At 66.2% G+C, this 22,693-nt stretch carries 26 protein-coding genes and 1 pseudogene; 14 read left to right on the top strand and 13 right to left on the bottom strand.

Annotated features, from left to right (window positions below; genetic code table 11):
• Positions 1-54: 54 nt before the first annotated feature.
• The gene (locus tag WYO_RS00675) at positions 55-927 is read left to right on the top strand and encodes a class I SAM-dependent methyltransferase (RefSeq protein WP_007557783.1); all 873 of its coding nucleotides are present in this window, start codon (positions 55-57) and stop codon (positions 925-927) included.
• Positions 928-1,448: 521 nt separating this feature from the next.
• Positions 1,449-1,967: a peptide-methionine (S)-S-oxide reductase MsrA gene (gene msrA, locus WYO_RS00670; RefSeq protein ID WP_007557781.1), complete on the top strand. Its 519-nt coding sequence runs from the start codon at positions 1,449-1,451 to the stop codon at positions 1,965-1,967.
• A 57-nt stretch (positions 1,968-2,024) separates the two neighbouring features.
• On the opposite strand, the gene WYO_RS00665 is transcribed toward msrA, so the two are convergent.
• The 4 genes from WYO_RS00665 to WYO_RS30535 all read right to left on the bottom strand — a co-directional run bounded on the left by WYO_RS00665 (position 2,025) and on the right by WYO_RS30535 (position 3,432).
• Positions 2,025-2,234 carry a hypothetical protein gene (locus WYO_RS00665; protein WP_007557779.1) on the bottom strand — a complete coding sequence of 70 codons (210 nt, stop codon included), beginning with the start codon at positions 2,232-2,234 and terminating at the stop codon, positions 2,025-2,027.
• Between the two features lie 234 nt (positions 2,235-2,468).
• Positions 2,469-2,627, bottom strand: coding sequence for a hypothetical protein (locus WYO_RS31320; RefSeq protein WP_165486525.1), 159 nt, complete (start codon positions 2,625-2,627; stop codon positions 2,469-2,471).
• Between the two features lie 98 nt (positions 2,628-2,725).
• Positions 2,726-2,968, bottom strand: coding sequence for a hypothetical protein (locus tag WYO_RS30540; RefSeq protein WP_128754888.1), 243 nt, complete (start codon positions 2,966-2,968; stop codon positions 2,726-2,728).
• A gap of 53 nt (positions 2,969-3,021) precedes the next feature.
• Entirely contained in the window at positions 3,022-3,432 is a 411-nt protein-coding gene (locus WYO_RS30535; RefSeq protein WP_128754887.1) for a hypothetical protein, read from the bottom strand.
• Between the two features lie 153 nt (positions 3,433-3,585).
• On the opposite strand from WYO_RS30535, the gene WYO_RS30530 reads away from it, so the two are divergent.
• A complete protein-coding gene (locus WYO_RS30530; RefSeq protein ID WP_128754886.1) occupies positions 3,586-4,116 on the top strand; it encodes a DUF2721 domain-containing protein in 531 nt (176 codons plus the stop codon).
• Between the two features lie 263 nt (positions 4,117-4,379).
• Here WYO_RS30530 and WYO_RS29450 read toward each other — a convergent pair whose 3' ends face one another.
• A complete protein-coding gene (locus tag WYO_RS29450; RefSeq protein WP_081496900.1) occupies positions 4,380-4,631 on the bottom strand; it encodes a hypothetical protein in 252 nt (83 codons plus the stop codon).
• 491 nt (positions 4,632-5,122) lie between these two features.
• On the opposite strand from WYO_RS29450, the gene WYO_RS00655 reads away from it, so the two are divergent.
• Together WYO_RS00655 and WYO_RS28840 are read left to right on the top strand one after the other, a co-directional pair.
• Positions 5,123-5,887 carry a Crp/Fnr family transcriptional regulator gene (locus WYO_RS00655; RefSeq protein WP_007557775.1) on the top strand — a complete coding sequence of 255 codons (765 nt, stop codon included), beginning with the start codon at positions 5,123-5,125 and terminating at the stop codon, positions 5,885-5,887.
• Positions 5,888-5,889: 2 nt separating this feature from the next.
• Positions 5,890-6,153: a hypothetical protein gene (locus WYO_RS28840; RefSeq protein ID WP_007557774.1), complete on the top strand. Its 264-nt coding sequence runs from the start codon at positions 5,890-5,892 to the stop codon at positions 6,151-6,153.
• Between the two features lie 277 nt (positions 6,154-6,430).
• On the opposite strand, the gene WYO_RS00645 is transcribed toward WYO_RS28840, so the two are convergent.
• Positions 6,431-7,405, bottom strand: a complete 975-nt coding sequence (locus tag WYO_RS00645; protein ID WP_007557772.1) for an alpha/beta fold hydrolase — start codon at positions 7,403-7,405, stop codon at positions 6,431-6,433.
• A 118-nt stretch (positions 7,406-7,523) separates the two neighbouring features.
• Complete coding sequence (locus WYO_RS00640) at positions 7,524-7,886, bottom strand: hypothetical protein (protein ID WP_007557770.1); 363 nt, start codon at positions 7,884-7,886, stop codon at positions 7,524-7,526.
• Positions 7,887-8,153: 267 nt separating this feature from the next.
• On the opposite strand from WYO_RS00640, the gene WYO_RS00635 reads away from it, so the two are divergent.
• Complete coding sequence (locus WYO_RS00635; protein ID WP_007557768.1) at positions 8,154-9,332, top strand: zinc-dependent alcohol dehydrogenase; 1,179 nt, start codon at positions 8,154-8,156, stop codon at positions 9,330-9,332.
• 202 nt (positions 9,333-9,534) lie between these two features.
• On the opposite strand, the pseudogene WYO_RS28835 reads toward WYO_RS00635, so the two are convergent.
• Positions 9,535-10,637, bottom strand: a pseudogene (locus WYO_RS28835) (IS3 family transposase).
• Between the two features lie 27 nt (positions 10,638-10,664).
• On the opposite strand from WYO_RS28835, the gene WYO_RS00620 reads away from it, so the two are divergent.
• The 8 genes from WYO_RS00620 to WYO_RS00585 all read left to right on the top strand — a co-directional run bounded on the left by WYO_RS00620 (position 10,665) and on the right by WYO_RS00585 (position 19,545).
• Positions 10,665-10,916, top strand: a complete 252-nt coding sequence (locus tag WYO_RS00620) for a hypothetical protein (protein ID WP_007557764.1) — start codon at positions 10,665-10,667, stop codon at positions 10,914-10,916.
• Positions 10,917-12,343: 1,427 nt separating this feature from the next.
• Positions 12,344-12,958, top strand: coding sequence for a 2,3-bisphosphoglycerate-dependent phosphoglycerate mutase (locus WYO_RS00615; RefSeq protein ID WP_193375331.1), 615 nt, complete (start codon positions 12,344-12,346; stop codon positions 12,956-12,958).
• Positions 12,959-13,105: 147 nt separating this feature from the next.
• Complete coding sequence (locus tag WYO_RS00610) at positions 13,106-14,203, top strand: putative sulfate exporter family transporter (RefSeq protein ID WP_007557760.1); 1,098 nt, start codon at positions 13,106-13,108, stop codon at positions 14,201-14,203.
• Between the two features lie 101 nt (positions 14,204-14,304).
• Positions 14,305-15,444, top strand: coding sequence for an adenylate/guanylate cyclase domain-containing protein (locus WYO_RS00605; protein WP_007557758.1), 1,140 nt, complete (start codon positions 14,305-14,307; stop codon positions 15,442-15,444).
• Between the two features lie 196 nt (positions 15,445-15,640).
• The gene (locus tag WYO_RS00600; protein ID WP_007557757.1) at positions 15,641-16,864 is read left to right on the top strand and encodes a molybdopterin-dependent oxidoreductase; all 1,224 of its coding nucleotides are present in this window, start codon (positions 15,641-15,643) and stop codon (positions 16,862-16,864) included.
• A gap of 11 nt (positions 16,865-16,875) precedes the next feature.
• The gene (locus WYO_RS00595) at positions 16,876-17,214 is read left to right on the top strand and encodes a cytochrome c (RefSeq protein ID WP_007557755.1); all 339 of its coding nucleotides are present in this window, start codon (positions 16,876-16,878) and stop codon (positions 17,212-17,214) included.
• 183 nt (positions 17,215-17,397) lie between these two features.
• Entirely contained in the window at positions 17,398-18,381 is a 984-nt protein-coding gene (locus WYO_RS00590; RefSeq protein WP_007557753.1) for a beta-propeller fold lactonase family protein, read from the top strand.
• A gap of 78 nt (positions 18,382-18,459) precedes the next feature.
• On the top strand, positions 18,460-19,545 hold the full coding sequence (locus tag WYO_RS00585; protein ID WP_007557751.1) for a sulfite oxidase: 1,086 nt from the start codon (positions 18,460-18,462) through the stop codon (positions 19,543-19,545).
• 3 nt (positions 19,546-19,548) lie between these two features.
• Here WYO_RS00585 and WYO_RS00580 read toward each other — a convergent pair whose 3' ends face one another.
• Genes WYO_RS00580 through WYO_RS00560 form a run of 5 tightly spaced genes read right to left on the bottom strand, consistent with a single transcriptional unit; the run spans position 19,549 to position 22,546 of the window.
• Positions 19,549-19,920, bottom strand: coding sequence for a DUF202 domain-containing protein (locus tag WYO_RS00580; RefSeq protein ID WP_007557749.1), 372 nt, complete (start codon positions 19,918-19,920; stop codon positions 19,549-19,551).
• On the bottom strand, positions 19,917-20,807 hold the full coding sequence (locus WYO_RS00575) for a LysR family transcriptional regulator (protein WP_007557747.1): 891 nt from the start codon (positions 20,805-20,807) through the stop codon (positions 19,917-19,919). Before WYO_RS00575 ends, WYO_RS00580 begins: the two co-directional genes overlap by 4 nt.
• Positions 20,804-21,613 (bottom strand): anti-sigma factor, encoded by an 810-nt coding sequence (locus WYO_RS00570; protein WP_007557745.1) that lies wholly within the window; start codon positions 21,611-21,613, stop codon positions 20,804-20,806. Before WYO_RS00570 ends, WYO_RS00575 begins: the two co-directional genes overlap by 4 nt.
• The gene (locus tag WYO_RS00565; RefSeq protein ID WP_007557743.1) at positions 21,610-22,119 is read right to left on the bottom strand and encodes a sigma-70 family RNA polymerase sigma factor; all 510 of its coding nucleotides are present in this window, start codon (positions 22,117-22,119) and stop codon (positions 21,610-21,612) included. Before WYO_RS00565 ends, WYO_RS00570 begins: the two co-directional genes overlap by 4 nt.
• Before the next feature lie 43 nt (positions 22,120-22,162).
• Positions 22,163-22,546 (bottom strand): hypothetical protein, encoded by a 384-nt coding sequence (locus WYO_RS00560; protein WP_007557741.1) that lies wholly within the window; start codon positions 22,544-22,546, stop codon positions 22,163-22,165.
• Positions 22,547-22,693: the final 147 nt, after the last annotated feature.

Below are 22,693 nucleotides of genomic sequence, written 5' to 3'. Positions count from 1 at the left end.
TTCTCCTTCAGGCGTCACGCCGCCTCGCGGAGATCATCACTCGGGCGGTCGCCAATGACTTTCCAAGCCGTTGAACGCACGCTGCGGCAGATGGGCGATGCGGCGCGAGGCCTTGCCGCGATCGGCGCCGCCTTACGCCTGCGGCGGGAGGCGATGGAGGTTCCTCCCGAGGTCGCGCGCCGGTTGCACGACGTGGTTGCGGCCTTGGTGCCGGGGGGCCTCGGCGAGCTCGATCAGGCGCAGGTCTCCGCGTCCCTGGCATCCGTCACGCACGCGCTGCAGGAGGCGCGGGATCTGTTGGATGGTCTGGAACGACCGGCAGTCTGGCAGGTCCGCGATCCTGCGATGTTGCAGGCTCAAGGCCAAGCCTCACGCGTCGTCGTACGGCACTTGGCGGTTTTGGGGGCCGAGCGCCCGGCGCTCGCAGCCGCACTCTCCGGGCGCTTCCTGGATGTCGGCACAGGTGTGGGCGGCATCGCTCTCGAAGCCGCAGCGCAGTGGCCCGCGCTGCATATCGTGGGCCTGGACATCTGGGAGCCGGCTCTCGAACTGGCCCGTGCGAACGTTGCAGCAGGCCCGTTCGGCAGCCGTATCGACTTCCGCCTGCAGGATGTGACCCAGTTCGATGATCCGGCCGGCTACTCGCTGACATGGCTCCCGGCACCCTTCCTCTCAGAGGACGCGGCTCGGACGGCGCTCGACCGTCTGACGTCTGCCCTCAAGCCGGAGGGATACCTTGTCGTCGGACTTTACGCGCCGCCTCCGGATCCGGTCGGCGCCGCGCTTGCAGCCCTGCGGCTGGTCCGCAACGGCGGCCACCTATGGGCGTGCGCTGACGTGGAGGATGAACTCCGCTCCCGTGGATTTACCGCCATCGAGACCTGTGCGGGACAGCCGGTCACGCTCGTGATGGGACGACGCGCGTAGAACGCTCTCCGTCGAGGCAGCGCATCGAGCGAGCCAGTAGGGGCCGGGTCCAGTTGCGACGCGATCAGGGCCTGTGATCGGGCGACTCGCGAGGCGCTGCCGCGTCGCGCCTTCGGATGTCTATCCAAGCCGCGATCCGGTTGATGGGGCGTACCCTGAGGCCCCTGCCAGGACCGCTTCAAGTGTCCGCTCCCGTGCGGTTGGCGCCCGAAGCGAACCGACGGTTATCGGCCAGCCTCTGCCTGCGTGTTGAGCCGACGTGAGCGTCTCAGATGGGTGGATGTCCGCCGGTCTGCTTTGCGGCAGCAATGCGTGGGAGCGGACGATGTCTTTGATCCTCCTCACGGCCCACAGCGGACGCCCATCAGCCATTCAAGGGTGGAGGCCCGGCTACAAGGGTATCATCAGACCGGTGAAGAGGAGGTCCGGACGCGGGCTCCACCGGGGCGGGGTACAGGGTCGCGGGGCAAGTGCCCACGGAATCCCTATCTAGGAGCATGGCGGAGCCTACGGAGGACAACATGGCGAGCGAAAGAGCGGTGCTGGCAGGCGGCTGTTTCTGGGGCATGCAGGACCTGATCCGACGTCAGGACGGTGTGCTGTCGACCCGTGTCGGCTACACCGGTGGCGACGTGCCGAACGCCACCTACCGCAACCACGGCACCCATGCTGAAGCGATCGAGATCGTCTACGACCCGGCCAGGACGAGCTTCCGGCGCATGCTGGAATTCTTCTTTCAGATCCACGACCCGACGACGCCGAACCGCCAAGGCAACGACCGCGGGCTGAGCTACCGTTCGGCGATCTACTACATCGACGACGACCAGCGTCGGGTTGCGGAGGATACCATCGCCGACGTCGACGCGTCCGGCCTGTGGCCCGGGAAGGTCGTGACCGAGGTGGCGCCCGCCGGACCGTTCTGGGAGGCCGAGCCCGAGCACCAGGATTACCTGGAGCGGCGGCCAGACGGGTACACCTGCCACTTCGTCAGACCGAACTGGATCCTTCCCGTACGGTCTGCGGCCACGCAGAACGCCTGATCGCGGCTAGAGGCGTTGGCGCTCCCGAGCGCCAACGCCTCGCCGATGGGGCCGCAATTATCGTAAAGTCGCGGATTCCCCGTCCTTCAGGCGTCGCTCCTCACCATCGGGGCCGCCCTGCGCGACATGGTCGTTCAGGCGGCCCAAGTGCTCGAAGACGTGTTCGAAGGCTGCGACGGCAGCCGTCTCGAAGGCGCCGTCGCCCTTGCCTTGGGCGTCCTTGAGGGCGCCCAGCAGGGCGCGGTGCTTCTCAGTATCGGTAGACATGCGCTTCTCCCGGCCGGCGACCGTACCGACTCGGTGAGCCAAGCTCCTTCATCGGTGCCGGTTCCTGCGGAGCGCCTCACGCTCCGACCGCAGGGCGCCGTTCACCACCGGCCATGCCGAGAGCGGGTCCTGACCGAACGGCCCGTGCCGACAACGCTCGACCCCGGCATCAAGCCTTTGATCGTCGCAACATAGCCTCTGGCGGCAAGACCGCGTCCCTCCACCCCGGCAAACCTACGCGGAGCCGTTGCCACCCGTCGCGCCATGGACCTCGCCGGTGACGTAGCGCACCTCTTGGCTTGCCAGGAAGACGTAGACCGGGGCGAGCCCCACCGGCTGGCCAAAGCGGCCAAGCGACACTTCAGCCTTTAGCGTGTCGACCGCGTCCTGCATCTGACTGCCGGAGTGGCAGGCGGCCGATGCCGACCTCGTCGATGAGTCGAACGCCTCGAGTAGGTCCGACGACGCCCGACGATCAGTATTTCGCTCCATCAAAGAGCGCGCAGGCCTCGCGCCGCGACTTCTGTCGTCGCGCCGCGGCGTTTAGGGCGGCTGGATCGCACTGGGCGCTGCGCGGAGTCCTGTATTGCTCTTCCGATTCCTCGCACTTCCTGTCGCCGATTTGCCGTCCAGGCGTAGTTCATCGCCACCGTCAGCAGCATGGCGTTCTGGGCGATCCTTGCGTTCAACCGAAACGCCTCATCGGCCAGCCGAGCGACCTCGTGGTAGAGCATTTTGGTCTCCGATCTGGGTTAGGCACCGCAGGCTGCCCCGAAATTCAATCGGCTCACAGGTGTGCGTAGGAGAACGAACAATCCTGCGGCCCGACCGCCGTTCGGTCCCCGAGGACACTGCGGCCAGACGCGATGATTTGTACGGTCTGTCGGCGATCACAGGCGGTCCGCGCAAGGACCTCTAAATCGCGCAGGTAGGAGATCAGCAATTCGTGCGGAATTTCATCCGTGTTAAGGGCGTCACCAACCTTGGATGACACGGTACGCTCAAGCTCAGTCCAGAAAGTGGAGGAAAGTTCCGCTTGGTGATTCATGGCTGCCGCTCGATCCGAATGTGTCGAACTCCTTTTGGACTCTCCTGGCCCGGCAACTCCATCGAATGTTAGATTTTGTTCGTTTTGACGAATGATTTTACTGCTCGCCAGCGCGCCGAGTTCACCGCCGGGATCAAGACCGGCCGTCATAGGCCAGGTTCTGCTGCGAGCGGATACGGAGATTCACGTAAGGTGCTGATCGAACATTACCCCGTGTCCGCGATTGAACTCAGATAGTTTGGAGAGCGCCCCACGCTTTCCGCGGTCTCAGGCCGTCGCAAGGCATGGGAGCAGCTGAACCCTATGAACTTGGATCTCGCAAATGTGCTGAAGGTGATTGGGCCGGCAGCGTCGCTCATTTTCGCGGCCTGGATTTTCGTGGGCTTTCTTCAAACCAGATACGATGCCGCCGTAGAACGCTACCGAGACATAATCGAAACATATAGAACGTCCGATCTATCTGGGAGCAGAAAATCCAACATGATAGATCAGATCGTGCACTATAAGCGTCGCTGCGAGCTGATGAGCAGGGCGACAGGATGTGGATTGGTGTCCGCAATTCTATTGATCTTTACCTTGATATCCGGTGGCATCGCTTTATCTTTCCCGGAGGTTGAATCCCTGAAATTTTTAAGTGCCGGATCCGCATTGCTCGGCTTGCTGCTCGTTATTGCGGGCACCATCATCGTGATGTTCGAAGGAAGGATAATTTATCGGCAAATACATACCGAGTTGCTCGACCTGCCGGACCTTGCAGAGAGCATAGGAGAGGAAGCCGGCGCCGTAACCGATCCGAAGAGGCACGCGCATAATACGGAGCGAGGTCGGTCGTGAGGCCGCTGCTCTGACACTCACGAGCTTTGGGAGCGGCCCGCCAGTCGGGTTCATGGGGGCTCGAGCATGCTGGAAGTCATCCCCGGCCCCCGTTTGTGCCGCCGCGCTTCTGAGGGGGCTGGGCCGCAGGCTTGCTCAGCAAGAGGTCTAGGACCGGCGCAGGTACGGAAACGAGGCACCGCTACGCCCGACCCCGCCATCTGATCGCATTCCGGGGCGTGGGGTTAGCCGGATGAGGCCGTCGTCCGGCCCTCAAGAGGGCGCTACGTACCCGCACGCGGAATGTGCCACGCGCCCAATAAGTCGAGCGAGGCGGAGTAAACCACTGCTCCGCCCTCGTTCCGGACACGCACTGCGAAGGTGTGACGATCGCGGTCTGGGATCTTGTTGCGTGCCATATCCGGAAGGGCATCAAGTGCCTCAATGCGGGCCGCGTCAACGCTCGGTAATTCGAAACCCTCCTCATCCTGAAAGCGGAAATCGCCGTCATCGGTATCGAAGAAAAAATGCGGCATTGTATGTTCAGTCTTCACGCAGGCGGGAGCATTCGCATCTCTCTGCCGTTAACGCCCAGATATTCATCGACGGTATATTCTTTTACGCCAACGCACAAAACGGAAAACTATCATACTTCATTCATAAGTTCGAATGACAGACAGAACAATGTCAAACAGCGGCAAAATCTCAAATATCAAACTTATCAGAGATGTTTTGCATTCCGGCCCTAAAATTAAGTATGGCCTGATCAGATCAGATGCGCTCTGATCGAGGGCCGCATCACGACTTCACCCGTCGAACCTCGTCGTACGAGCCGATCCGCCTTCATTCAAATGCTGAAGCTCCATCCGGCGGATGCTCCGCATCTGCGCTTCGCTCCGTCCGAAAGCGAACAGTTGTAAAGCCCCAGTCACCTGCCTGCGGCAGACCGCGAATATCCATCATATGACAAGGTTTTTATTGAAAGCTGGACGTAAGGACGCAGGCCCCCCTTCGCTGCCGTGGTCCGATGCAAGATGCGCTGATCCGCAAGCTTGAGAGCTTCGAGGAACTGACGAACGCCGACCGGGAGGCGTTGCGCGGGTTTGCTTCGCGGGTTCGGCAGGTGGGGGCTCGAACGGACCTGATCCGAGAGAACGACGTCCCCGGCAACGTCCATCTCATCCTCAGCGGCTATGCCTGTCGCTACAAGGTCCTGGCCGACGGCCATCGCCAGATCATGGCCTACTTCGTGCCCGGGGGTTTCTGCGACCTCAACGTGTTCATCCTTGACCAGATGGACCACAATATCGGCACGGTCTCAGCCTGTCAGGTCGTAGAGATCCCACGGCAAGCCATCGAAGAGATCACGGCGCGCCACCCGCGGGTGATGCGGGCTTTGATGTGGTGCGCTCTCGTGGATGAGGCCGTGCTGCGGGAGTGGCTCGTCAACCTCGGCAGCCGTCCGGCCGACCAGCGCATCGCGCATCTGTTCTGCGAGTTGCTGCTGCGCCTGGAAGCGGTGGGGCACGTCAACGACAACAGCTATCTGTTCCCGTTCACCCAGACCGATATTGCCGACACGATGGGCCTGTCGGACGTTCACGTGAACCGAACGATCAAGGAGTTGCGCCGGCTCGATCTCATCACGCTGAAGAGCCGGGTCCTCACAGTCTTGGACGTTGAGCAGCTCAAGACGTATTGCGGGTTCAATCCCAATTACCTCCATATCAGGAACGCGCGTTGGAGCGGCCGCCGGCAGGTGCCTTGGTTCAGCAGCGCTCTGGGAGGGTAGAGGTGGCAGGCCGGGACAACGTCGAGACCCTGGTCGTTCTCCAGCCCATCTTGGTCGACACGGCGAGCCCGGACCAGGTCGGCATGCTGGTGATGGCCAACGGGCTGCTCGTGGCGGTTCTGGTCCGTCTCGACGCACCGGAGCATGCGCGCTGCGGGAGTTGGTTCCTGGAGGTTGGATTAGGCCGTCTCGCGGGAGCGCGCGCCCCCACGTTCGACACGCTTGAGGACGCCACGCGCTGGATGCGACAACACCTGAAGCGCTAGTTTACGCCGAACGCCATGTAGCCATCGAAGGACCGCCTCGGGAATACGCGAGCTGTTCCCATGCTGCTGGAAAGTAACGCCGTGAAATTGGCAGCGCCGCAACAAGACCGGACAGTTTCCTCACTGATGGGGGCCCGAGACGTCACGATAGTATCTAAGCTCGCTCCCGCGTCAGCGTGTCTCAAACGGGTGCTGCCGCCTCGGAGAGCCGTGCGCTTGCGCCTGCAACGCAAGGCCCGGGCCGCGACGCGCTCCGGCACCGGTCGAGGCCCGGATCTCAGGCGACCGCCCGAATGGCAGGCTCCGACGCGCGCGCCACGGCGGCGATCACCTGATCGGGCGCGAGGTGGTGGATCATGTGGCCCATGCCGGGGACGACCATGAACGTGCTGCCGGGCAGTTCCCGATGGAGCCGCTGCGATTGCCGGCCGACATCGGCGATCTGATCGTCCCCGCCCGTGATGATCACGACGGGGATCCTTAGGTCCCGGTAATGGTGCTGAAGCTCCGCGGCGGCCGGCGTCATCGTGGCGGCATCCTCCGCCGAGGCACGCAGCTGCAGCGGGCGCAGCATCATGTCCTTCGGGAAGGCGTGATCGAAACGCTCCGAGACGGCTGCCGGCGCGAACATCCCCTTGATCAGGGCGGGCAGCATCAGGCGCCCGGCCAACGGCGACACCGTGTAGCGCATCAGGTCGCCAATCCCGGGGATCGCCACCGGAGCGGTGAGGATCACGTCGGCGCGCAGTGTGGGATAGTAGTAGCCCGAGGCCAGGACGAGGCTGCGCACCAGGTGCGGGGCCTGCAGCGCCAGGGCGACCGCCACCAGCGTGCCCCAGGAATGGCCGAGCACGACGGCCCGCGACACGTCGAGCCGCTCCAGCGCCTTCTCGAACAGGGTGGCGTGGGCGCGGGGCGTCCAGAGGCCCCGGGGCCGGTCGCTGTAGCCGTAGCCGGGCCGGTCGAAGATGATGACGCGGTGGCGCTTGGCGAGATCGTCGACGATGCCGCTCACCAGGAAATCCTGGATCAGGGTACCGTTGCCGTGGATCAGGACCAGCGGTTCCCCGTGGCCGCGCTCGATGTAATGCAGGCGCAGCCCATCGATAGTCATGAACTGGCCGATCGGCGGGGTGCGCCGCTCCGCCTTGCGGGTCGCCGCCAGCGCGTAGAGGGCCGAGGCGCCCAGGGCCGCGACCGAGCCCACCAGGGTCGGGACGAGCCAGGGGCGGGCGGGAGAGCGACGCGTCATGATCAGATCCTGAAAGGTGAGGCCGTGCTCCTGATCAACCGGATCAATCCGAAGCGATGCCGTCTGGGCGGGGAGCGCAACGGCTGACGCGTCGCGCAGCGTGTTGTGGGACGCGGTTCTACGGCAGCGCGCCGATCATGCCTTTGGCTTCGGTCATCGTGTGCTCGCAGGCGCGCTGCTGGCCGGCGCGATCCTCGTCCACCGCCCGGCCGATGAGCCGCCGCGCGTCGGAGATGTGAGCCGCCGTCGAGATCATGTGCGCGTCGCTCGGCGCGCCGGCCGGCGCCTGCGCCAGGGCCTTCGGCGACTTGCTGCTGCGGATCGTGTGGCCGTCCTGAAGGCCGGCCACGTGGATGGCGCCGGCACTGTCGAGGCGGCGTTCGATCGTCCCGATCTGCTCGGCGCAGGAACTGGCCCGGACCGGCAGCGGCAAGAGACCGAGCAAGAGGACGGAGGCCCCGAGGGCGAGTGTGAGACGCATAGGCGATCCTTGAGGTGCGGGGTTCGGGCTCGCGGGGCGAGCCAGGCCGGCGATGGCGCGGCCGGAACCGAAAACGGGATGCAGCCGCGGTGATCGAACGGCCGCAGAAATATTGCACTGTAATAGAGAAACCCTGGGCCGCCCCGATCGATCCGTTCGGAGAGGGAAAATATTTAGCGGATCTCCAGCGCGTAATTTCCCGGGATCATTTGTCCAAAAGCGCCGGTTAGATCTATCGACGCCTAAAAATCGATGGAGATGTTTTGAATGAAAGCGCTCACCTGGCAGAGCCGCGGCACGATCACCTGCGAGACCGTGCCCGATCCGACGATCGAGCACGGGCGGGACGTGATCATCAAGGTCACCGCCTGCGCGATCTGCGGCTCGGACCTGCACCTGATGGGCGGGTTCATGCCGACCATGGAATGCGGTGACATCCTCGGCCACGAGACCATGGGCGAGGTCATCGAGGTCGGGCGCGACAATCACAAGCTCAAGGTCGGCGACCGTATCGTGGTGCCGTTCACGATCTGCTGCGGCGAGTGCCGGCAATGCAAATGGGGCAATTGGAGCTGCTGCGAGCGGACCAATCCGAACGGCAAGCTGCAGGCCCAGACCTACGGCTACCCGCTCGCTGGCCTGTTCGGCTTCTCGCACATCACCGGCGGTTTCGCCGGCGGCCAGGCCGAGTATCTGCGCGTGCCCTACGCGGATGTCGGCCCCATCGTGGTGCCCGAGGGGCTCAGCGACGAGCAGGTCCTATTCCTCAGCGACATCTTTCCCACCGCCTACCAGGCAGCCGAGCATTGCGACATCGGCCCGGAGGATACGGTCGCGATCTGGGGGTGCGGGCCGGTGGGCGTGCTTGCCGTGAAGTGCTGCTATCTCCTGGGTGCCAAGCGCGTCATCGCTATCGACAGCGTGCCTGAGCGGTTGGCGCTCGCCCGCGAGGCCGGCGCGGAGACCATCGATCTCGGGCATCAGAACGTGCAGGACACGCTCATGGAGATGACCCACGGCCTGGGCCCCGACTCGGTGATCGAGGCGGTCGGCATGGAGTCCCACGGGGCCGACACCACGCTCCAGAAGGTCTCCTCCGCCATCATGGAGCACACGGTGAGCCTGGAGCGGCCGTTCGCGCTCAACCAGGCGATCCTGGCCTGCCGCCCCGGTGGCAACGTCTCGATGCCCGGCGTCTTCGCCGGCCCCGTCGGACCGGTGGCGCTCGGCATCCTCATGAACAAGGGCCTGACCCTGAAGACCGGCCAGACCCACATGGTCCGGTACATGAAGCCGCTCCTGGAGCACATCCAGAACGGCGACATCGACCCGTCTTTCATCATCAGCCACCGCTCCACCAACCTGGAGGAAGGGCCGGCGCTCTACGACGCGTTCCGGGACAAGACCGACAACTGCACGAAGGTCGTGTTCAAGCCGCACGGCTGATCGCGAGCGCGGCGGCATCAGCCGCCGCGTTTGCGGTGACGACCTCACCCCGGCGATGTTCGGAGGCACCGAGTCTCGCGATTGCGCCACACCAAGAATCGCACGCCGATCCCCGGCGCTACTGGCCTGCCCCCATTTGGTGGCCCAGGTTTGAAGTTAGTGCATCGTCGGTGTGGAGTTGACCCGGTTTATGGTCCACGTCCTATGCAAGTTCTCGGGCTATGACAGCTTGGTTGGCGAAGGCTCGGGGCGTCAAGCCACCCAGGGCCGTGTGGGGTCGATCTTCGTTGTGGTGGCACCTCCATTCCTCGATGCGCTCGCGGGCATCGGCCAGCGACAGGAACCACGAGGCGTTCAGGCATTCCGCTCGCAGGCGGCCGTTGAACGACTCGATGTAGGCGTTGTCGGTCGGCTTTCCCGGCCGGGAGAAGTCGATCTCGACCCCGTTCAGGTAGGCCCACTGGTCGAGCATGCGGCCGGCGAACTCCGGTCCATTATCCGCCCGCAGGCTCTTGGGTCACCCCCGCAGCCTGACCAAGGCATCGAGTGCCTCGGTAACTTGGTAGGCGCGGAAGTTGGCTCTCGGTGTGAGCGAGAGCGCCTCTCGCGTATGGCAATCGACGACCGTCAGGATCCGGAACGGACGGCCGTCGAAGACGCGGTCGGATACGAAGTCCATCGCCCAGACCTCATTGGGTCCACCGATCGCCAGGCACCCTTGGCGATACCGCCAAGACCGCTTGCGCTTGGGCAGCTTGAATTGGATCGACAGCCCCTCGTCGCGGTAGATCCGGTAGGTTCGCTTGTGGTTCACGGCCCATCCCTCCCGTTGCAACAGGATGTGCAGCCGCCGGTTGCCATAGCGAACCCGTGCAGCAGCGAGCTCCTTCAGCCGCATGCGCAGCGCGACCTGCGGGTCGGAGCGCTTCCTGTAACGCTGGGACGAACGGCCAAAGCCGGTGGCCTGACTGGCCCGACGCTCGCTGATTCCGTAGGTCACCTGCAGGTGACCGGCGACCTCGCGGCGAACGGCGGGCCTCACCACTTTCGCTTGAGGACGTCCTGCAGCATGGAGCGGTCCAGCGTCAGGTCGGCGACCGGCCGCTTGAGCTTGCCGTTCTCATCCTCCAGCTGCTTCAGCCGCCGAATCTCCGGCACCCCCATGCCGACGAACTGCTTCTTCCAGCGATAAAAGGTCGGCTCGGACACGCCCATCTTCCGGCAGACCTCGTCCACCGTCGCACCGTTCTCCGCCTGCCGCAGGGCAAAGGCGATCTGTTCGTTCGTGAAGCGTTTGCGAGGCATGGCATCCTCCCTCCTTCAGGGTTCGGGATGCCCGAAAAACTTGCGCTCAGCGTGGACCAGTTTGCTGGGTCAGGGTCATTCGGCCGGCTGATGCGGGAGAACGTGACGACGGGCGAGATCCCGTTCCGGAAGGCGTGGCTCCAGGCGATCGTCGATCAGGTCGAGGTGAGTGCGGACGTAATCCGCATCGTCGGCGACAAGGCCAGCCTGCAGGCAGCCATCACGGGCAGCAGCGCATCAACCGTGGCAGGGTGTTCGCAGTTCTGTACGGAAGTCTAGGACGTCAGATAACGCGCGACTACCCCCTCAACAATATCAACCCTTTAGCGTCAGCGCCAAGCACTCTAAGCCCGACTTCGCGCCAACAAAGAGCCGACTTTTACGCCTCTGCGCCATCAAACACCCGACTCCCGGTTGGCTGGGCCTACACGGCTCGAAGATCGGTCCACGAGGATGCTCAGCTGCCTGCATCAAGGCGCACATCGATGAGCACGCCGCCGAACTCGAAGATAGAACCTCTGTTGGCGCCAGATCGGATCTCAGCGGGCGGCAGATCAAACCATATGGGTGTAAATCATTAAAGTTCGATGGAAAACTGTTTCAGCACCGAGCAACTGCGCCCGACAGCCACGCACACCTATCCTCCGGCACGCCACCGACCTTGCTTCCACGCCGACGGGACGTCGGGCTTTCCTTCCCTCGCATCCGCTCGGTGAGCTGGGTCAGCTGACGGAGGCCCGTCGACAGCGTCACAACCACCTCTTCTCCGTCGGCCACCCCGACCGCTCCATAACCCGGGCAGCAAATTCGTGGCATCGTCCGGGGTTGGCGGTTAGGCCCTGTGAGTGCCACGGCTCGCCCCCCGCGACATCACGGGTTTCCCGGCGAACCGGCCACCGGGAAAGGCAAAACTATGTCGGGCCAATGGTGGCGCCCGGTCGTGGTGAAGGTGGCGGTCGATAAGGTCGATGGTGACGTACGGTCGCTCCTTTTCCTGTCAAATGGCTGCCAGCGCTTAAGCTTCGGCTCTCACCGCGGCCATGGAGGCGGAGTGGATCAACCCGGACGCGCTGCGCAGCTGGCTGGCGACGGCTCACGCCCGGGCGCCGGCACCGCACTAGGCGACAAGCGGATGCCCCGCGGGTCTAAAGCCGGCAGAAGGCGCCAGACCGGAGCCCGGGACTTCAGGCTTGGTCCGCGACGTCACCTGATGGGCGGATGACGAGTTCACGCCGTAGGTCGGTCGAATAGACCTAACGCGGGGGATGCCGTCAGTGTCACCTCGATGCCTTTGGGGGGTGGTGCTTGTCTGCACCTTCGGGAAGACCGCGCAGAAGCTCGTTTCCGGCGACGGTTGAGAGGGCCGCATCAAGGATCAAGTCCGCGGTCCCAAGCCTCTACGCTTCCGCCGGTCGGTTCAGGCCATAACCTCCATGCACTCCGCGATGGTGTAGGGGCGCGCTACGTTCGAGATGCTACGTGAGCTATCCCTAGGGCTGGCATGGGTGGGAAGCAGCTTGGCTGCTTTCGGTCGCAAGACGTTCTAAAGCGGACCTAGGATGAATCGCCGTCTCCGGATGGACGGTCCAACCCATCTCAGGGTCGAAGTTCGTTAAAGCCGGATGCCGTTTTCATCAGAGGCGATGCGACCGACGCGAAAGTGCGTTGCCTTGGGAGACAGAGTGATTCACGATCGCAAAGCCCCAATCACGCGACGTCTCGTGCTGGTCCGGCATGGCCAGAGCGTAGCCAACCGATCCGGTCTGTTCACGGGATTGCTGGACTCGCCCTTGACCGAGCAGGGTCGGATAGAAGCCGTGGCAGCCGGGCGGCGTTTGGCCGAGCGCAGCTGGCGCTTTTCCGATGCCTTCACCTCGACGCTGACGCGGGCCGTCGTGAGCGGCCGGCTTATCCTCGATACGCTCGGGCAACCCGGATTAATCCCTCAACGCTTCGCCGCGCTCGACGAGCGAGACTACGGCGACCTCAGCGGGCTCGACAAGACCGCCGCCGATGCGCGCTGGGGGGCGGAGCGGATCGAGACCTGGCGGCGCTCCTACGCCGAGGCGCCGCCGAACGGTGAGAGCCTGCGCGATACCGTCGCCCGCATCGTGCCATGCTACCTCCGATCCATCCTACCGGCGGTCATGGGCGGGGACGTGCTCGTCGTCGCCCACGGTAATTGCCTGCGGGCGCTCGTTATGGCGCTCGACGACCTCAGCCCGGCGGAGGTCGAGCAACTCGAACTCGCGACGGGCTCCGTCAGGATCTATGAGTTTGCTGCGGACACGACGATCGAGGCCCGCTGGATCGACGGTTGAATCCGCCTGTAGGCCCCCAAGAATGGGTCGCCTCACGCTTCGAAGGGATCCCCATTTGATCTAATTAAGTGATTGGAATTATCTAATCATTCCGTTGGAGTGAATGAAAGGGAAGTGGGATTCTCCGGCATCACATCGGAGCCACCCATGTCCGCCCCCAGACTTGTCTCCCACCCTCGATCGATGCGTGCCCTGGCCGGCACGAGAGCCATCCTTCCAGGACTGGGCCTCTGCGTGGCAGTTACCGCCGCAGCGGTCGGCTTCGAAGCCGTCGAGACGCACCTGTTCGGTCGCGCTTGGCTCGAAGCCCTGGTGCTGGCGATCCTCCTCGGGAGCGCGATCCGCACCGCCTGGACCCCGTCGCAGCGTTTCTTTCCCGGCATCGCCTTCGGGGCCAAGACCGTGCTGGAGATCGCGGTCGTAATGCTAGGCGCGTCGCTCAGCCTCGCGACGATCCTCGCCGCCGGCCCGGGCCTGCTCTTCGGCATCGCGGGCGTCGTCGTGGTCGCGATCCTGTCGAGCTACGGCATCGGCCGGGCGCTCGGACTGCATTCGCGCATGGCGATCCTCGTCGCCTGCGGCAACTCGATCTGCGGCAACTCGGCGATCGCCGCCACCGCCCCGGTGATCGGCGCCGACGGCGAGGACGTCGCCGCCTCCATCGCCTTCACCGCGGTGCTGGGCGTGCTGGTGGTGCTCGGCCTGCCGCTGCTGGTGCCGCTGCTCGGCCTGTCGCCGATGCAGTACGGCGTGCTCGCCGGCCTCACCGTCTACGCCGTGCCGCAGGTCCTCGCCGCCACCGCGCCGGTCGCGGCGCTCAGCGTCCAGGTCGGAACCCTGGTGAAGCTCGTCCGGGTGCTGATGCTCGGGCCGGTCGTTCTGATGCTCTCCCTCGGCGCGAGCCGGCTGCGCGAGGAGACCGACGAGGCCGCCCCCGGCGTCACAACCGGCGACCGCCCGGCCCCCGGCGGCCTCGCGATCCACCGCCTGGTGCCGTGGTTCATCCTCGCCTTCCTGGCGCTCGCGGGACTCCGCTCGGCCGGGCTGATCCCGCAAGTCGCGCTCGCGCCGATGTCGGAGACCGCCAACGTGCTGACCGTAGTCTCGATGGCGGCACTCGGCCTCGGGGTCGACGTGCGCAGCGTCGCCAAGGCCGGGGCGCGGGTGACCCTCGCTGTGGTCGCCTCGCTCCTTGCCCTCGGCGCCGTCAGCCTCGGCCTGATCCATGTGCTCGGCCTCGTCTGATCCACGCTATGGCATCGATCCGACCCCTTGATGGAAGAATTGCCGTGACACGTTCGTCCCAATCTTCATCCGAGGCAGTCGCGCAGGCGACGGGATGGTTGATGGGGCCGGGTCGCGAAGCGGTGGACGCGGCAGCCCTTCTCGATGGGTTCAGTGCGTGCCTCTCGGGGCTTGGCCTGCCGCTGGCCCGCGCCACCACCCACGCGCCGACCCTGCATCCGTCGTTCCGGTGGGTGATGCGCGTCTGGCATCCAGGAACGTCGAGCCTAGCCCTGCGTCGCCGCCACGGCATCGAGGGCACGCCGACCTTCCACGGCAACACCGTCGAGCACGTGGTCGAGACGCGGACCCCACTCCAATGCCGTCTCGACGGGGATGGGCCGCTGCCGTTTCCCGTGCTTGGCGAGCTTCGCAACGAGGGTCTGACCGACTACCTCATCGCGCCGCTGCATGCCGCGCGTGGACGCATGGGTGCCGCCTCCTGGGCCACGGCGAGACCGGGCGGCTTCACGCCGATCGAGATCGAGACGTTGCTAGCGCTGGTCGAGCCGTTCTCGCTGCTGTTCGAAATCAAGGCGCTCGACGACATGCTTGGCGCGGTCCTGAGCGCCTATGTCGGGCGCGACCCGGCGCGGCAAATCCTGGCCGGCACAGTGCGGCGCGGCGACGTACGCCTCATGCGGGCCGCGATGATGCTGACCGATCTGCGCGGGTTCGGTGAACTGTCCGACCGGCAAAGCCCCGACCATGTCGTGGCCGCCCTCAACCGGATGTTCGATGCCATCGTGCCGGCCGTCGAGGCGGAAGGCGGCGAGGTGCTAAAGTATATTGGTGACGGGCTGCTGGCCGTGTTCGATGCCGATCGCGACGAGGCCGAGGCGCGCCGTGCCGCCTTGCGTGCCGCCGAGGCCGCACTCGATGCGCTTGCGACCCTGCGCGACGGTGACAGGGCTGCCTTTGAGGTCGGCGTCGCACTTCATGTTGGGGAGGTCGCCTACGGCAATATCGGCGGCGGCGACCGGGTCGACTTCACGGCGATCGGCCGCGATCTCAACGTGCTCGCTCGCGTCGAGCGCCTGTGCAAGACCTACGACACGCCGCTGATCGCCACCGACACCTTCCTCCACGGCCTGGCGCATGCCCTCGAACCGCTCGGCATTGTCGCCCTTCGCGGTTTCGCCGAGCGTCACGCCTTGTTCGGGTGTCGCAGGACCGCGCCTGTCGAAGCACCGGCGGTCTGACGTCGAGACGATATCTGGCACCACCGGCGCGGAGATCCAAAATTCTCAAATCATCGCATTGGGAGATCGTTCGCATCGCGAAAGACCGTTGGTGGGAATTAAACGCATCCCGTAGCATCTCCCTAGTCGCAAGGAATCGCCACGGGTCCGGTGCCCTCGAACGCATCGACGCCGACGAACTTTGAAGGGAGAGACGATGCACGGATTGGAAAGACCGACGAACCGCCGCCTCCTGTTGGGCGGGCTCGGGCTCGGCAGCCTTGCCGCCGCGATGCCGGCCTGGGCCGCGGGCTCGGTGAAGCTGCCGCTACCCGGCGGCCCGGATGTGCGGGATCTCACGACGGCCTTTCCCGGCAAGGGCGAGATGATCCTCCAGCGTACCCATCCGCCGCTGCTGGAGACGCCGTTTGCGGTGTTCGATGAGGGCGTGTTCACCCCCAACGACCGCTTCTACGTGCGCTGGCACTGGGCCTCGATCCCAACCGAGGTTGATGCCGGCACCTTCCGTCTCAAGGTCCACGGTCATGTCGAGAAGGAGCTCTCGCTCTCCCTCGATGCCATCGCCGGCCTGCCGCGCTTCGAGATCGCCGCGGTCAACCAGTGCTCGGGCAACTCCCGCGGGCTGTTCGAGCCGCGGGTTCCCGGCGCGCAATGGGCCAACGGCTCGATGGGAAACGCCCGCTGGACCGGGGTGCGCCTCAAGGACGTGCTCGAAAAGGCCGGGGTGAAGGCCGGTGCCGTGCAGGTGCGCTTCAGCGGCCTCGATGAGCCGGTCGTGGACGACGCGCCGGACTTCAAGAAGTCGCTCGATCTCGACCACGCCAACGACGGTGAGGTGATGATCGCCTACGCGATGAACGGCGAGCAATTGCCGCTTCTCAACGGCTTCCCGCTTCGCCTCGTGGTGCCGGGCTGGTACTCGACCTACTGGGTCAAGATGTTGTCGGAGATCGAGGTGCTGGACAAGCCCGACGACCAGTACTGGATGAAGACCGCCTACCGCATCCCGGACGTGCCGGGCGCCAACATCAAGCCCGGCCAGACCGGCTTCAAGACGGTGCCGATCAACAAGATGGTACCGCGCTCGTTCGTCACCAACCTGCAGGATGGCGCCAAGGTGACGGCCGGCGCGCCGGTGGCGTTGCGCGGCATCGCTTTCGGCGGCGATTGCGGGGTGAAGGCGGTCGACTTCTCCGGCGACGGCGGCGCGACGTGGTTTCCAGCACAGCTCGGCGCGGACGAGGGCCCCTACAGCTTCCGCCGCTTCGAGGGCAGCCTGCCGGCGTTGGCCGCCGGCACCCACACGGTGAAGGTCCGCTGCACCAACACCAACGGCGTCGCGCAGCCCACGGACCGGGTCTGGAACGGGGCCGGCTTCATGCAGAACGGTATAGAAACCGTGTCCTTCCAGGCCGCTTGAGGAGAACAGCCATGACCCCGATCCGCTCTGCAGCCCTCAGCGTCGCGCTCATACTGTCTCCCCTGGTGGCGCTCGCCGCCCCGGCTCCCGAGCCGATGCGCTTCACCTCGCAATCGATCGAGATGCCGACCTCCGACCGGATCTTCCCCGACGGGCCCGGGGCCGAGGCGGTCAACAACAACTGCCTCGCCTGCCATTCGGCCGGGATGGTGTTGACCCAGCCCAAGCTCACGAAGGCGCAGTGGACCGAGACCGTGAACAAGATGGTCCACATCTACAAGGCTCCGGTCGATCAGGCCGACGTGCAGACCATCGTCGACTACCTCACGGCGTTGAAGCCGACCCCCTGAACTCCCGAATCCCGAGGCCGCCGCGTTTTTTCGCCGGCCTCGGGGAATAGACCGCCCTCGCTGGCATCTCCTTAAGGCGATGCATGGCCGGACCGGTCCCGCACGACGCAATCCGATTTCGAACCCGCCCGCACGGCTGGCCCCGGCCGCCGAACGAGCGCGCATGCCCAAGAGACCCGCTTCATGACCCATATCCGCACCAGTCTCCGCGCCTTCCTCGCCGGAGCTGCCTTGCTTCTCGCCCAGGGCCAGCCCGGGTCCGCCGCTGGTTTCGACGGCGCGATCAAGAACAACGCCTTGGCGCTGAACGCTGCCGGGACCGTCGCCGCTGTATCGAACAGCGAGGAGAGCGCCGTCGTCGTCTACGACGTCGCCAAGGGCACGGTGCTGCGCCGCCTCGACGGCTTCGTCACGCCGCGCAACATCGTGTTCGCGCCGGACGGCGCCCGCTTCTACGTCTCCGACAGCGGCACCGGCCGGATCACGGTCTACGAGACCGCCACCGGCAAGGAAGCCGGCGTTCTCGCCGCCGGGCCCGGGGTCTTCGGCACCGTGCTCTCGGCCGACGGGGGCAAGCTCTACGTCAACAACGAGGCCGCGAGCACGCTGACCGTGTTCGACACCAAGACTATGCTGGCAGATGCCGTGATTCCCGGCTTCGCGCAGCCGCGCCAGGGCGTGAAGCTGTCGCCCGACGGCAAGACCGTGTTCGTGACGAACTTCCTCGGCGACAAAATCACGTTGGTCGATACCGCCACCAACAAGATCACCGGCGAGATCGCTGGGTTCGACAAGCTGCGCGCCATCTCGATCACCAAGGACGGCAAGACGCTGTTTGCCGCCAACAGCGGCCGCAATACCATCGGCGTGGTCGATATCGCCGCCCGCAAAGTCACCTCCGAGGTGGAGGTGGGCAAGGACCCCTACGGAGCCGCACTGACACCGGACGGTCGCTTCGTCTATTCCGGCAACCTCAAGGACAACTCACTCTCAGTGATCGACACCGGCACCCTCAAGGTTGTCGCCACGGTGACCGGCCTGAACGAGCCGCGCCAGGCGATCGCGTTCTCGGCCGACAACGCCCGCGCCTACGTCCTCAACCGCGATCTCAGCGTCGCCGTGGTCGATCGCGCGAAGAATGCGGTGGTCTCGACAATGAAGCCCTGAGGCGACGCGCGCCGGGGGCCTTATCGCCCCCGGCGCGTTCTCGTCGTCGACATGTCAAGTACGCAGGACAAAGACCCCATGCTCCGCCTGTTCCAGCGCAAGGACCGCCTCATCGTCCACGGAAAGGCGCCCTACAACGCCGAGCCGCCGCTCGATCGCCTGCGGGCGGCGTTCCTCACCGAACAGGCCGACTTCTACGTCCGCAGCCACGGCGACATCCCGGACCTCGACGCCGACAGCTACCGCCTGACGGTAGATGGCATGGTCACCATGCCGCTCGAACTCTCCCTCGCGGAACTCAAGGCGCGCTTTGCGCACGCCACCGTCACGGCGGTGATGCAATGCGCCGGCAACAGACGGGCCGACATGCTGGCGGTGGCGCCGGTCTCCGGTGACCCGTGGGCGCCCGGTGCCATCGGCAACGCGGAATGGACCGGCGTGCGGCTCGCCGAGGTGCTGCGCGCGGCCGGCATCGATGCAGATGAAGAGCGCTACGTCGCCTTCGAGAGCCACGACCGGATCGCGGACACGGACACGCGCTTCGGCGCCTCGATCCCTCTCGCCAAGGCGCTGGCGCCCGAGACGCTGCTTGCCTTCGCGATGAACGGCGAGCCTCTCGCCCCCGAGCACGGCCATCCGTTGCGCGTGGTGGTGCCGGGATTTGCCGGCATCCGCAGCCCGAAATGGCTCGCCCGGATCACGGTGCAGGACCGGCCCTCCGACAACCCGATGCAGGCCGACGACTACAAGCTGTTTCCGCCCGACGTGACGGCCGAGACCGCGGACCCCGCCCACGGCATCACCATCGAGGCGATGCCGCTCAACAGCGCGATCTGCGAGCCCGCCCGCGGCGCGGCGTTGAAGGCCGGCCGGCACGCGATCCGCGGCTATGCCATCGCCAGCGACCGCGCGGTCGCCCGCGTCGACGTCTCGACGGATGGCGGCCGCAGCTGGGCGCAGGCCCGGATCGACCGCGATGCCGACGCGCCCTACGCGTGGACATTCTGGGAGATCGAGCGCGAGCTGACGGCCGGCGAGCACGAACTTGCGGTGCGGGCCTGGGACTCCGCCGGCCAGACCCAGCCGGCCGCCCCCGACGACACCTGGAACTACAAGGGCTACCTTAGCGCCGCATGGCACCGGGTGCGGGTCACCGTGGCCTGATCATCACGCCCAGAGCAAGGCGGTGGCCGCGAGGCCCGAGATCGCGATCAGCAAGGCCGCGATCCCGATGGTGAGGATGCGCGGCATCATCGGGATCTCGGCATGGGCGAGACGCGCCCGGATCGCCCGGTCCCGCCATGCGGCGCCGGCGAACGAGGCAAGCGCGCAGCCGATCAACGTGAGCGACAGCACCTTCAGCGGCCAGACCGCCAGCACCTCCCGCAGGAAGCGCTGCGCGGCCAAGCCGACGCCCAGAAAGGCGAGCCCGGTTCGAAGCCACGCCACGAACGTACGCTCGGCTGCCAGCACCGTCCGGTCCTCGGCGAGCCTCACCCGCGGGTCGTCGGGGGGCACTGGTTTCGCGGGCTCGCTCATTTGATGTTCGCCGTCGCGATCAGGTCGAGAAGCGCGTCGGCGGCCCGGCTGCGGTAGCGCTCCTTGTGGCGCAGCACCCGGAACGGCCGGCTCGGTAAGTCGAACGCCGCCCGCACCAGGGTCCCGGTTCGAAGCGCTGCGGCGACCACGGTCTCGGACAGGACGGCGGCCCCGCCCCCGGCCTCGACGGCGGCGCGCACTGCCTCGTTCGAGGGCAGTTCGAGCATGACCCGGAGCTGGGCCGCGGCAAGGCCGGCCGCACCCAGGGTCGCCTCGAAGGCCGAGCGGGTTCCCGATCCCGCTTCGCGCAGCACCCAGTCGGCCCCGGCGAGGTCTTCGGGTGCGAGTGCAGCCGCCCCGGCGAAGGGATGGTTTGGGGCGACCACGAGGACGAGTTTGTCCTGGGCGATGGTCGTGCTTGCGAGCGTCGGGTCGTCCAGCGCCCCCTCGACGAAGCCGAGTTCGGCCTGCCCCGCGCGCACCGCGTCGGCGGCGTCGGTGGTGTTGCCCACCGCCAACCGGATAGCGATCTCAGGGTAGGCCCGGCGGAAGGCGACGAGGTGGCGAGGCAGCCAGTCGCTGGCGATGGTCTGGCTGGCAAAAAGCGCCAGCGTCCCGCGTCGTAGGCCGCTGAGGTCGGCGAGCACAAGTTCGGCGGCCTCGGCCCGGGCGAGCACGGCGCGGGCCTCGACGAGGAACACGCGCCCTGCTTCGGTCAGCTCGATCCCGCGGCCAACCCGGTGAAACAGCTTCGTCGCGTGCCGCCCCTCGATGTTGGCGATCGCCGTGCTGACCGCCGACTGGACGAGGTTCAGCGCCTCGGCGGCCCGCGTCACGTGCTGTCGCTCGGCCACCGCCACGAAGATGCGAAGCTGATCGAGGGTCATGGCTGCCGACGATCCGGCGCGAGGCCGCGGACGTGCGCATCGACCGCCTGCGCGACGGAGAGCAGCCGGGCCTCGTCGGTGCGGCCGGTGACGACGTATGACATGCCACCATCGACCCAGGAGAAGGCAGCGATGTCGCCCTCGCGGGCGAAGCGGAAGAGCGTGCGGCCGTCGCCGTCACCGACGCGGCTGTAGAGCGTCAGCCGGGTGCCGCGGTCGTCGTCGTACATCAACATCGCCGCGGGCTCGGTGCCGGCCGGCAACAGGCGCCCGCCCATCAGCCGGAAGCCCTGCGCCGAGAGGTCGGGGGCCGCGACCGCGTGACCGAGACGCTTCGAGAGCCACGTCACGAGGTGGGGCTTCTCGTCGGCGCGCACCTCCACCGGATGCACCGCCTCGACCACGAAGGTGCGGAAGGCTGCGACCGCGTCCTGCGTCGCCGGTGCCTCCGCCACCGCCGCCGCCGCGGGCACACCGTGCAGGGCATGGCCAACCCAGCCGCCGGCACTGCCGAGCGCGAGGCAGAGCACGGCCGCAGCCGCCATGGGGAACCAGCGTGCGCCAGGGTACAGGTGTCGCGAGCGGATGTTGGCCACCCGCAGTCGCGCCGGGATCGCCTCCTCGGCGATCGGCGCGAGGCGGGCGCGCAGGCGCTCGCGCAGAACTCGGTCCGTCGAGACTTCAGCCGCACGCGCGGGGTTCCCCACGAGCCACGCCTCGACCAGCGCCTGCCGCTCCGGTTCAAGGCGGCCGTCGATCAGGCCGTGCAGATCGTCCTCGCCGACCGGGCGCGGATCCCCGCTCATTTAACCCTCCTCAGCAGGCCTGTCCGGCCCGTCTCCACAAATCCGCGCATCCGCGTGCGCGCCCGGCTCAATCGTGACATCACCGTGCCGAGCGGCACCCCGAGCACCTGTGCCGCTTCGGCATAGGACAGGTCCTCCACCGCCACGAGGAGCAACACCGAGCGCTGCTCCTCGGGCAGGGTGTCGAGCCCTGCGAGTACGTCACGGGCTCCCAAAGCTGCCCCCGGGTCGGCGCTCGGATCGGGCACCTGCTCCAACGCTTCCGCGCCGAGATCGGCGCCGCGCCGGCCCCGGCGTCGGACGGCGGCGAGGAACAGGTTGCGCTCGATCGTGAACAACCACGCCCGCAGGTCGCCGTCGCGGCGACGCCCGGACCAGGCGGACAATGCCCGCTCCAGGGTGTCCTGGACGAGGTCGTCCGCCGCTTCGCGATCCCGAAGAAGCGCGACCGCGTAGCGCCGCAGGGCCGGGATCTGCGGTTCGATCAGGGGGGCGATCTCGTCCAACGACGTGTCCCAATCAGAGGGAGCCGATCCGGGCATTCACCGATCAGGGCTTTGCGATGTGCCACGCACCGTTGAGGAAGCCGTCACCGGTGGTGTCGCCCGGCTTGGTGTCCTTGGCGAAGGTGTAGAGCGGCTTGCCCTTGTAGGCCCACTGCATCGTGCCGTCGTCCCGGGTCACCGTCGTCCAATCGCCGGAGGCCGCCGATCCGGAGGCAGCCGTCAGGGCCGGCCAGTTGGCGGCGCAGGGGCCGTTGCACATCGACTTGCCGCCCATGTCCTTGTCAAAGGTGTAGAGGGTCATGCTCTTGGCATCCACGAGCGCCGGCCCCTTGGCGGTCTCGGCCGTCATGGCGGGCGCGGCGGCCTGGGCGGCCACGGCGGAGAAGGCGATAGCCGCGAAGGCGGTGCGGATCAGCAGATTGCGCATGGGTGAAGTCTCCCGCGGTCGAGCATGACCGCATCGGGAGGGATGCGAAACGGGCGCCTTTATTCCGCTGACACACGAAAAAAGGCGATCCCATCGGCGCGAACGCTTTTTCGGCCCCGCCGCGGAATAAAGGCGGTCCGCTGGCAT

Source organism: Methylobacterium sp. GXF4 (assembly GCF_000272495.1).
In the GTDB taxonomy this organism is placed as follows: domain Bacteria; phylum Pseudomonadota; class Alphaproteobacteria; order Rhizobiales; family Beijerinckiaceae; genus Methylobacterium; species Methylobacterium brachiatum.
Note: the sequence above shows the minus strand (reverse complement) of the source record. Positions and strands in the feature narration are given on the sequence as shown.

What these genes read in the sequence shown, in the direction of transcription:
- msrA (WP_007557781.1), top strand. Translation starts at nt 1,449, where the DNA reads ATGGCGAGCGAAAGAGCGGTGCTGGCAGGCGGCTGTTTCTGGGGCATG.
- WYO_RS00640 (WP_007557770.1), bottom strand. Translation starts at nt 7,886, where the DNA reads ATGCGTCTCACACTCGCCCTCGGGGCCTCCGTCCTCTTGCTCGGTCTC.
- WYO_RS00610 (WP_007557760.1), top strand. Translation starts at nt 13,106, where the DNA reads ATGTCCGCCCCCAGACTTGTCTCCCACCCTCGATCGATGCGTGCCCTG.
- WYO_RS29450 (WP_081496900.1), bottom strand. Translation starts at nt 4,631, where the DNA reads ATGCCGCATTTTTTCTTCGATACCGATGACGGCGATTTCCGCTTTCAG.
- WYO_RS00675 (WP_007557783.1), top strand. Translation starts at nt 55, where the DNA reads ATGACTTTCCAAGCCGTTGAACGCACGCTGCGGCAGATGGGCGATGCG.
- WYO_RS00570 (WP_007557745.1), bottom strand. Translation starts at nt 21,613, where the DNA reads ATGAGCGGGGATCCGCGCCCGGTCGGCGAGGACGATCTGCACGGCCTG.
- WYO_RS00605 (WP_007557758.1), top strand. Translation starts at nt 14,305, where the DNA reads ATGGGGCCGGGTCGCGAAGCGGTGGACGCGGCAGCCCTTCTCGATGGG.
- WYO_RS00595 (WP_007557755.1), top strand. Translation starts at nt 16,876, where the DNA reads ATGACCCCGATCCGCTCTGCAGCCCTCAGCGTCGCGCTCATACTGTCT.
- WYO_RS00560 (WP_007557741.1), bottom strand. Translation starts at nt 22,546, where the DNA reads ATGCGCAATCTGCTGATCCGCACCGCCTTCGCGGCTATCGCCTTCTCC.
- WYO_RS30530 (WP_128754886.1), top strand. Translation starts at nt 3,586, where the DNA reads ATGAACTTGGATCTCGCAAATGTGCTGAAGGTGATTGGGCCGGCAGCG.
- WYO_RS00655 (WP_007557775.1), top strand. Translation starts at nt 5,123, where the DNA reads ATGCAAGATGCGCTGATCCGCAAGCTTGAGAGCTTCGAGGAACTGACG.
- WYO_RS00585 (WP_007557751.1), top strand. Translation starts at nt 18,460, where the DNA reads ATGCTCCGCCTGTTCCAGCGCAAGGACCGCCTCATCGTCCACGGAAAG.
- WYO_RS00575 (WP_007557747.1), bottom strand. Translation starts at nt 20,807, where the DNA reads ATGACCCTCGATCAGCTTCGCATCTTCGTGGCGGTGGCCGAGCGACAG.
- WYO_RS00665 (WP_007557779.1), bottom strand. Translation starts at nt 2,234, where the DNA reads ATGTCTACCGATACTGAGAAGCACCGCGCCCTGCTGGGCGCCCTCAAG.
- WYO_RS00635 (WP_007557768.1), top strand. Translation starts at nt 8,154, where the DNA reads ATGAAAGCGCTCACCTGGCAGAGCCGCGGCACGATCACCTGCGAGACC.
- WYO_RS00645 (WP_007557772.1), bottom strand. Translation starts at nt 7,405, where the DNA reads ATGACGCGTCGCTCTCCCGCCCGCCCCTGGCTCGTCCCGACCCTGGTG.
- WYO_RS30535 (WP_128754887.1), bottom strand. Translation starts at nt 3,432, where the DNA reads ATGACGGCCGGTCTTGATCCCGGCGGTGAACTCGGCGCGCTGGCGAGC.
- WYO_RS00580 (WP_007557749.1), bottom strand. Translation starts at nt 19,920, where the DNA reads ATGAGCGAGCCCGCGAAACCAGTGCCCCCCGACGACCCGCGGGTGAGG.
- WYO_RS30540 (WP_128754888.1), bottom strand. Translation starts at nt 2,968, where the DNA reads ATGCTCTACCACGAGGTCGCTCGGCTGGCCGATGAGGCGTTTCGGTTG.
- WYO_RS00600 (WP_007557757.1), top strand. Translation starts at nt 15,641, where the DNA reads ATGCACGGATTGGAAAGACCGACGAACCGCCGCCTCCTGTTGGGCGGG.
- WYO_RS00590 (WP_007557753.1), top strand. Translation starts at nt 17,398, where the DNA reads ATGACCCATATCCGCACCAGTCTCCGCGCCTTCCTCGCCGGAGCTGCC.
- WYO_RS31320 (WP_165486525.1), bottom strand. Translation starts at nt 2,627, where the DNA reads ATGCAGGACGCGGTCGACACGCTAAAGGCTGAAGTGTCGCTTGGCCGC.
- WYO_RS00620 (WP_007557764.1), top strand. Translation starts at nt 10,665, where the DNA reads ATGCCCGAAAAACTTGCGCTCAGCGTGGACCAGTTTGCTGGGTCAGGG.